The following is a 7,537-nucleotide window of genomic DNA, read 5'->3' on the forward strand; positions in this document are numbered from 1 at the left end:
CCGAGCTTATTAGTCAGGTACAAGTGCCCAACAATTTCTCCCTGATAGAGGAGAGGCAAACCTAAAAAGCTAGTCATCGCCGGATGATGCTGCGGAAATCCCACCGATGCCGCATGCTGACTCAAATCGGTTAACCGTAACACTTGCTTTGTACGAATGACTTCCCCTAAAATGCCGCGCCCTGTCGGCAAATGTCCAATCATGTGACGCATATCATCACTCATGCCTGAAGTAATGAATTGATGTATCTGGGTAGCGTCTTCATCAGATAGCACCGCTAATGCCGCATATTCCGCATCAAATAATGGCCGTGCCACGTCGACGATGCGCTGCAACACCTCTTCCACATCTGGCAAGGTAGCGACCACACCGGTCGCGTCCCAGAGACCTTGTAAGATATCGCGCTGCCTTTCGAGTTGTAAATTGGCTCGTGTGAGTTGACGTTGTTGCCTTTCGAGAAAGCCAAACACCATAAATGAAAATACTCCCGTAAAGAAAACCAATACAATACCCAAAAACAATACTCGATGGCCTCGTGGGATGGGCAAAGGCTGAACGAAATGGTAGTACACTGCGACTGTGAGGGCGACTCCCGTCATCGCCATGAGGGTGGCAAAAATCCGATCACGCCAGCCTTTAGACATTATGCAGCGCATCCTCCTCACTCATTGTCATTATTTATAACGTCATTATGCACAGAATCCCCACCCCGTAGCAAATGTAGCGTTCCGTAGAAACGCGATTCATGCCAGTTCTCTAAACTTTAGTACATATGGACGTGGCGTTTACCCAAAAGAACTGCCTATCCGAAGGGTTACGTCGATGCGCTGGTCTTTTCGACTCAAGATCTGTTAGTGGGCGTGGGAAAAAGTAATACGGGCATCGTCGAATGTTCCATGACATAACGTGCCACACTCCCCACCCAGTGGTCCGCTCGCTGGTTCCGTCCTTTATTCCCCACTATCACCAATCCCGCCCCATAATCACGGGCGTGTTTTATTATGGCTTCACCAGGATGCCCGTGGGTCACCATGTAGCGCACTATAAACTGGCCGGGCAATAGTCGTTTTGCTGCCCGATAACCTTGCCGTTGCCATGACTCAACGTCGGTCGTCGATATATCTCCCGAGGTCAATTTCTCAGGAATCACGGTCACGATGTCAACGACGGTCCCTCGCGATAAGTACTCATTCATCCAGTGCGCCGCCGATAAGCTTGTCATCGACCCATCCATGGCCCAAATCACGCGCTCTCCATACAATGGGTTGACCGCCACAGACCTTCCTGATACCTTCTCTCCACGACACACGCACACTAAATCCCCTAACCACTGGTGGGTCTTCACTGCCACCAATCCCAATCGCTCCATCTCGCCTATCAGTTCCATCTCGGTCGGCGCGTGCTCCACAGAAAGACTGAGCCAATGATAAGCGCTAAGTTCGTCCCGCATGCCCCGGGTTAATGTATCGAGCCCCCGCCACGCGACCGCACCCAAAGTGGTCATGGGTTGCACTACTTCAAGAAGAACCACCCGCCCCCCCGGTTTCAACACGCGGGTCATCTCTTCGAGCCCACGTTCCCACTCCTGCATATTTCGCAGAGAAAATTGCGCCGTGACACAATCAAATTGGGCATCAGTGAACGGTAATGATTCGGCTTCGCCTTGCACCCAGTCGATTGCTGCCGTGTTTTTCTCTCGTGGATTACGTCTCGCCACCGCCAACATGGATTGAGAGGGATCTAATCCGACAACCCGTCCCAACGCACCCACACGACCGGCAATGGCTGTCGTGATTTTACCGGTACCGCATCCTACATCGAGCACTGCCATGCCAGGGGTAAGCATCATCTGTTCCAGCGCAAAACCATGCCATGCACGGATCCCTTCGCCCGATAGTAAATTGCTCCATCTGTCGTAATGTGTCGCAATTTGATCGAATAGTTCCGGGGTCTCCATAACCACGCCTCCCAGGTATTTCATGATATATGTACTGTACGGTAGTCACCTCGTAAGACCTACGGCTTATTGTCCCGACTTGCTAGGTCGATCGGCCCTACTCTATTAGCCGCACCAAGAACAGACGTGTCCACCTAGAAGGCACGTCTGTTCTGGAAGTATAGAGAACTGGAACACCCTTCTCTCGCGACCCGGTGTCGCGGACATGAAGGCAGGAAAGACTTAACTCGCTTTCACGGGGGATGAATTCCCCATCGTCTCCCGGACAGCCCGCGGTCTGGAATACACGTATCCCAAGAAAATCAACACCAGTCCAATCACATTCATTATCGGGAACACCAGGGTGGCAATGTTTTGAGACGCCAAGCTACCTGCCATGCTGGGGATCAGTGCCCCCACCGCAATCAACAAGGTATAATAGCGATGGGTTTTCCACCACGACCACAAGGAACCCACAATCACAATCGGCCCTCCTACGGCCGAAAGCAATAAGTACGCCACCTGTGTGGGACCGACAATGGCATCTTTCCCCGCATTTAGCGCCGCCCAACTCCCGTGCAATACTGGAGGATAGGCCAGCGTTAGCCCAATCAAGGCGGCTTCCACCACAACAAAATATCTTGCATACAGCTTGGCCACGCGAGAACGCGGTAACGCAAGCAACGTGGTACCGACTGACATCGCGCCTACAAGTCCAGCCGATGCCATGATATAAATCTGATACACCGCAACCGAATGCCAATTACTTTGGACCGTACCCGCCTCAGTCAAAAATGCCACGAAATATAGCAAAAACGATAAACTCCACCACCCATAAAATGGAGCATGCGTGGTTCGATAGCGCTGACCAAGATTCGCAGCAAAGATAAGCGCTAAGATTGCAGATAATCCAAACAGTGCACTGGTCATGCAGGTCTCCTCCTCGTTTTACGCCCATTCGCGCAACGGATTATGGCGTTCATCCTATCGAACTGCACCATCCATTACCTCAGTCAAAAGGCCCATATTTCCTGGACTATTGGCCCCCGCACGGACTGCCATCCGCCCATGATAAAAATTAGTGCCCGAAGTTACATTAGCTACATGGTGAATAACATCGTTGCATTGGAGAGGAGGACTACGGAATGTCTCCCGGATCTGGAAATTTCATTGTTGAAGGGTTGTTTCTTTTGACCTTTATTGTGGGGATTCTGTTACCTGCCCACCGCCGTCACTAAACGCAAATTGTCACAAGGAGTGATTACAATGGCTAACTGGACCCAGTTATCTAAAGAGAGATTAAGCGAGGTGCTGTCAGCCGAGACCTGGTTGCCGACTGAAATGCCGGAATATGCCCAAGGATTTATGTATATGTTGGGTTCATTAACCGCCTCGAGTTTTGTGGTCCTCGTCATTTCAGGAATACTACTCGCGATGAACGGTCCGGACTCTTGGTCGTATAATGGTGCAATGCGCTTTGTGGCGGCCACCCATTTCTGGGGTGTACAGGCATTTTTCTTCTTTATGATGCTGCATCTCTGGAGGGTATTCTTCACGGGCGCTTGGCGTGGAGGACGAGGAATGACCTGGCTTCTAGGAGCCATTGCCTTCCTTATCGCCATTCCTACCGCTTTCACGGGATTTCTTATCAATGGGGATCTGTATTCAGAGTGGAATGCGGTACAAGCCAAAGATGGGCTAAATGCCATGGGTTTAGGATGGCTAAACCTCACCAATAGTGGGCAAATGTTTGGAATGCACGTGGTGGTCCTGCCCCTCATCCTTACTGCAGTCATTGCCCTTCATATTACTCGCGTCCGCACCAAGAGTGTTGTGCCCCCGTATCCTGACGCACAAGAAGAGGTTCGTGAAGGAGCGATCAAGTCATGAGCACGCAAAATGACGTCGTCAAGCATTACCGCATGGTCCCAGAAGACTTCGTTAAACACCTCCTGTCGACCTTAGGTATTGTTGCAGCGGTTGTATTAGTGGCTGCACTGTTCTTCGGAGTACCAGAAAAACAGCCCCTAACCATTAAGGGATATGCCTCAACAAATCCGGTTCAATTCGAACAAATGGCGTTACGGGCGCTCGATGGCACAGGGCAAATTGCAAATTATGGACCACCGTATAACCACGGCACCGGCAATGTGGAAAGTGTGCTACAAACCACGGCGGGCATCATCCATCCGATCAATGCCGAAGTGGACTTCATCTTGAATCCCTTGAAAATGGCCGCGACGATTAATCCCGCCATTGGACCGACGCTTCACGCCTTTACCTCCGCCTCTTCTAAGCAGCAGGCAACTTGGGAAGCCGCATACACCAAGTCCCTTCAAAGAGGCGTGTACCGAAACGGCGTAGTGGTCACCCTTCGAGGAAATTACGGCCCCTTACCACAACTTTTAAACGAGACTCTCGCATTGGGTAAGAGCGGACTCATGTCAGGAGCACTGATACGTAATGGTTCCGTCATCACCCGATTTGACAACCAGAACTATCTGCTCTTCTTGCAAGGGGCGCCATTACAAAACGATCCGGCCACCCAAAGTATGGCTGGAGGGAACTGGGGGATCATCCATCCCGCAATCAATGGCTATCCTGGAGCGTGGTGGATGACGATTCCCACATGGATTTACCAGTGGCCCTTTGTCGCTAATTCCACGGCGTCCGATGCCTTAGCCTTAAGTATAGGATTCCTATTTTGGCTGGTATTGGCTCTCACACCGTGGATTCCTGGCTGGAATAAGGTACCACGCTACGTAGGCGTTTACCGCCTTATCTGGAAAGACTTTTACCGTAATCGTCATGGCTCTCAGCACGCACCGACTACCACTTCAGGAGGTGAATAGTATGCGTCATCTTAAGATCTGGGGCCTCGTGCGCATGAGCGTCGGTTGCGTGCTCGGCATCATCGGGTTTGGGACGCTCAGTATTGGATTTGTGAACTTGAGCGGCTTACGAATGATGCTGGGTGTAATAGAAATTTTGGCAGGGACATTCGTTGCGCTAGGAGTGATGTCCCCCTTGAGGAAAGCCAAGCCATAGCGACTTCCTAAGTGAGGAGACGGGTATAGCGCACGGACCTGCGTGCCGAGCGCTTAACCTATCCCCCATTTGATTCAAAGTTACTCACCACCATTTTAATGAACAATTGTCCAGTGAATGTCGAAGTACAATGGAGGAGGCCCATCAATGATTGACGTTCTTTTAGTATTTCATGTAGGCGCGGCGATTTTAGGGTTCGTGTTATCCGGCATTCTCTGCGTCGGGGTATTACGCCAACAAGCCTATGAGGATCTCTCCCGCAACTTTTGGCGCTGGGAACGTGTAGCACAATGGATAACCATCATTCTAGGAGTATCGGGAACAACATTATATCTTATGGGCCAACGTCCTACCGACACATTGCATTTGATGTATGGCGCCTTAGCTATTTTAGCCATCATTCTGCTCGGAGCGTTCGGTCAGGATAAAGATCCCAGAGATGTGTTACAAGGGTGGAAGGTTAATCCCAAGTGGGTGCTATTTGGCATTAATGTCTTTTTATGGGCCATGTATGGCCGCGGATTCACCACGGGGTTTTTCGGATTTTAACATCCTCGCCAAATCGCCGTTGCGTAAAAACCGCGTGATCGTCTATTTTCGCCAACGGCCATGGTCGTGAAGACTGGATCTACTCCTTCTCTCACTGTATGGTGCTCGACTTACCCGTCGAGCACCATCTTTACCCTCATGCAGCAAGCGCCGGTGACGGTCAAGCGGGATGCCATCATACCCACTCCGAGAAGCCAATTCCGCAAATAAGGCATGATGGGACGGTCCCACCCTAGCACCAGGCGACTGGGATACGGCGTATCTTCCGAGTAACTTTCAATCGTCGTGCCCGACTGAATCACGGACTGCACCACGGAGCGCTCGATTTCACGCTCGAACATGCGTTAAAGCGCATGCATACGATACACGAACCGACTCATACAAAGCTCCTGATAGTCATTTACTGATTATTCTACCATGGAGTGTCGGCTCGATTCCGGTGGCAATGCCGGAAGTCTGGACGAATAATCGACGCCAATCCTGTACTCGCACGCGAATAGTGAACGATCCGGCTCGAATATCCATGAGGGCCCCTCAAATCCCGGGACAGTAGTTCAACCATATCTTGCACAATACAGACGATTATTGCGACGGACCAATCCATCATATTTTGCACGAAACTAGCCAACGTCGTCGAGATGAAGCAGAAGACCATCCAACCGCAGATTGCAAATAGCCGAATTTACAATATTAAATTATCTTGAAGGGAGTACATGATGGTCATCTCGGACGACACCGTCATGCATTCCCTGAAGGAGACACAGCGACGGACGTGCGTTCGCAATGACGCTTATGTTCTAGCGTGGTCACGACATGGCAATCGGCGGAGAAAATCTGGGACATTTTGTCATTTTTAAATGGATTGGAGGCCATCGTCACAATGGGATGAAAACCCGCAATCATCGCCTCGCGGTGCTTCACTCGGTTATGGATTACGTCAGCGTCTGTGTCAAAGGACGCCAATCCATGCTGCGGTATGCCTCGTCCGGCCCCTAAGTTTGAGCCACGGGGCTATCTCCCGACACAGGCCACGTGGCATGAACGCCAACCGTTGTACTCGAATTGCGGGGCACCTCCCGACGGTTCATGCATCAGCACCATCTGACCACGAAAAAGAGTGCGCTCTCTCCTCCAAGGACACGGCGGAGTTCTCGCATCTCTGCCAATCACAGGAGGTAGCCTGCAAAATTGCTTAGGGAAGCAACGGCCTCAAAACGTCAAAATCGGGCGCTAGGCGCACGTCCATGCCCAGCAAGTCGGCGGCCCACTCGCGGTCTGTCTCCCAAGGCTCGCCTAATGCGTGATTTGCGATAGCGCGCACCCACAGAAACTGGCCTTTTGCTCCACGACTGGGCACAGAGGCCGTGGACCGTAGCAGTGCAAGTCCCACCTCGGTGGCGAACAGCACCTCGCTCCAGGCTTCGTGCCGAGACGCATAATTAATCCATGTATTAAGCAAGGTCACGTTGTCTGAAACGGACTCCTTCTCTAAGAGCTTCGTGACTCGGAGCCACTGGTTCCGCGCATCTACCAGCGAACGACTAAATAACAAGTCTAAGACTTCGCCGGTCCGGAGCACCGCGGACTCGAGGTCCGGCCAATTATAGGTAGAGGCTAAAATTTTTGCTTGATCGTTCGCGGCAATGGCATCAGCTTGGCGACCCACAAACCCGAGGGATTGAGCCATGCCGACCAAGGCCCACCCACTCAGGTCGGTCTGGCTAAGAGCAACGGCATCACGGTGGGCGCGGACGAACGCACGCACTGCATGCGAATATTGGTGCGCATCCGCATAAGTACACCCTAGGTGAAGAAATACCCGCGCGAATCGAGGATTGGCACGATGCAGTCCGAACAAGACGTTTCGATATAGGGCCGTGGCCGCCGGCCATTCTCCAAGGTCTCTCAGGGGCTTAGCTAAAGCGATCACGGCGCCTTGGTGTCTGGGATCATCGAGAGGGGGACCGATCAGTCCTCCCACCGCAAAGGCCGCCGCTCGGATAG

10 protein-coding genes are annotated in these 7,537 nt (G+C 51.8%); 5 read left to right on the plus strand and 5 right to left on the minus strand.

The features are described from left to right. The 3 genes from ACOJWD_RS09660 to ACOJWD_RS09670 form a co-directional block, all read right to left on the minus strand. Positions 1–644 (minus strand): GAF domain-containing protein (locus ACOJWD_RS09660; RefSeq protein ID WP_486993021.1); only part of this gene is annotated, 644 nt, incomplete at its 3' end. Between the two features lie 197 nt (positions 645–841). Then, positions 842–1,957: a ubiquinone/menaquinone biosynthesis methyltransferase gene (locus tag ACOJWD_RS09665; RefSeq protein WP_486993022.1), complete on the minus strand. Its 1,116-nt coding sequence runs from the start codon at positions 1,955–1,957 to the stop codon at positions 842–844. A 222-nt stretch (positions 1,958–2,179) separates the two neighbouring features. Continuing rightward, positions 2,180–2,866, minus strand: coding sequence for a hypothetical protein (locus ACOJWD_RS09670; protein WP_486993023.1), 687 nt, complete (start codon positions 2,864–2,866; stop codon positions 2,180–2,182). Positions 2,867–3,202: 336 nt separating this feature from the next. On the opposite strand from ACOJWD_RS09670, the gene ACOJWD_RS09675 reads away from it, so the two are divergent. The 4 genes from ACOJWD_RS09675 (at position 3,203) to ACOJWD_RS09690 (ending at position 5,533) form a co-directional block, all read left to right on the plus strand. Beyond that, on the plus strand, positions 3,203–3,826 hold the full coding sequence (locus tag ACOJWD_RS09675; RefSeq protein ID WP_486993024.1) for a cytochrome b N-terminal domain-containing protein: 624 nt from the start codon (positions 3,203–3,205) through the stop codon (positions 3,824–3,826). Continuing rightward, complete coding sequence (locus ACOJWD_RS09680; RefSeq protein ID WP_486993025.1) at positions 3,823–4,788, plus strand: cytochrome B6; 966 nt, start codon at positions 3,823–3,825, stop codon at positions 4,786–4,788. The genes ACOJWD_RS09675 and ACOJWD_RS09680 overlap by 4 nt, the downstream gene beginning before the upstream one ends. A gap of 1 nt (position 4,789) precedes the next feature. Beyond that, a complete protein-coding gene (locus ACOJWD_RS09685; RefSeq protein ID WP_486993026.1) occupies positions 4,790–4,984 on the plus strand; it encodes a hypothetical protein in 195 nt (64 codons plus the stop codon). Between the two features lie 147 nt (positions 4,985–5,131). After that, complete coding sequence (locus ACOJWD_RS09690) at positions 5,132–5,533, plus strand: hypothetical protein (RefSeq protein WP_486993027.1); 402 nt, start codon at positions 5,132–5,134, stop codon at positions 5,531–5,533. Between the two features lie 110 nt (positions 5,534–5,643). On the opposite strand, the gene ACOJWD_RS09695 is transcribed toward ACOJWD_RS09690, so the two are convergent. After that, the gene (locus tag ACOJWD_RS09695) at positions 5,644–5,874 is read right to left on the minus strand and encodes a DUF4258 domain-containing protein (protein WP_486993028.1); all 231 of its coding nucleotides are present in this window, start codon (positions 5,872–5,874) and stop codon (positions 5,644–5,646) included. Positions 5,875–6,346: 472 nt separating this feature from the next. On the opposite strand from ACOJWD_RS09695, the gene ACOJWD_RS09700 reads away from it, so the two are divergent. Continuing rightward, on the plus strand, positions 6,347–6,529 hold the full coding sequence (locus ACOJWD_RS09700) for a hypothetical protein (protein WP_486993029.1): 183 nt from the start codon (positions 6,347–6,349) through the stop codon (positions 6,527–6,529). A 196-nt stretch (positions 6,530–6,725) separates the two neighbouring features. Here ACOJWD_RS09700 and ACOJWD_RS09705 read toward each other — a convergent pair. Then, positions 6,726–7,537: hypothetical protein (locus ACOJWD_RS09705; protein WP_486993030.1), on the minus strand; the 812-nt coding region annotated here is incomplete at its 5' end.

This window comes from Sulfobacillus sp. TH-112, from assembly GCF_057473405.1.

Coding starts and splice junctions, on each gene's coding strand:
- ACOJWD_RS09680 (WP_486993025.1), top strand. CDS start 3,823: ATGAGCACGCAAAATGACGTCGTCAAGCATTACCGCATGGTCCCAGAA.
- ACOJWD_RS09670 (WP_486993023.1), bottom strand. CDS start 2,866: ATGACCAGTGCACTGTTTGGATTATCTGCAATCTTAGCGCTTATCTTT.
- ACOJWD_RS09690 (WP_486993027.1), top strand. CDS start 5,132: ATGATTGACGTTCTTTTAGTATTTCATGTAGGCGCGGCGATTTTAGGG.
- ACOJWD_RS09695 (WP_486993028.1), bottom strand. CDS start 5,874: ATGTTCGAGCGTGAAATCGAGCGCTCCGTGGTGCAGTCCGTGATTCAG.
- ACOJWD_RS09700 (WP_486993029.1), top strand. CDS start 6,347: ATGGCAATCGGCGGAGAAAATCTGGGACATTTTGTCATTTTTAAATGG.
- ACOJWD_RS09675 (WP_486993024.1), top strand. CDS start 3,203: ATGGCTAACTGGACCCAGTTATCTAAAGAGAGATTAAGCGAGGTGCTG.
- ACOJWD_RS09665 (WP_486993022.1), bottom strand. CDS start 1,957: ATGGAGACCCCGGAACTATTCGATCAAATTGCGACACATTACGACAGA.
- ACOJWD_RS09685 (WP_486993026.1), top strand. CDS start 4,790: ATGCGTCATCTTAAGATCTGGGGCCTCGTGCGCATGAGCGTCGGTTGC.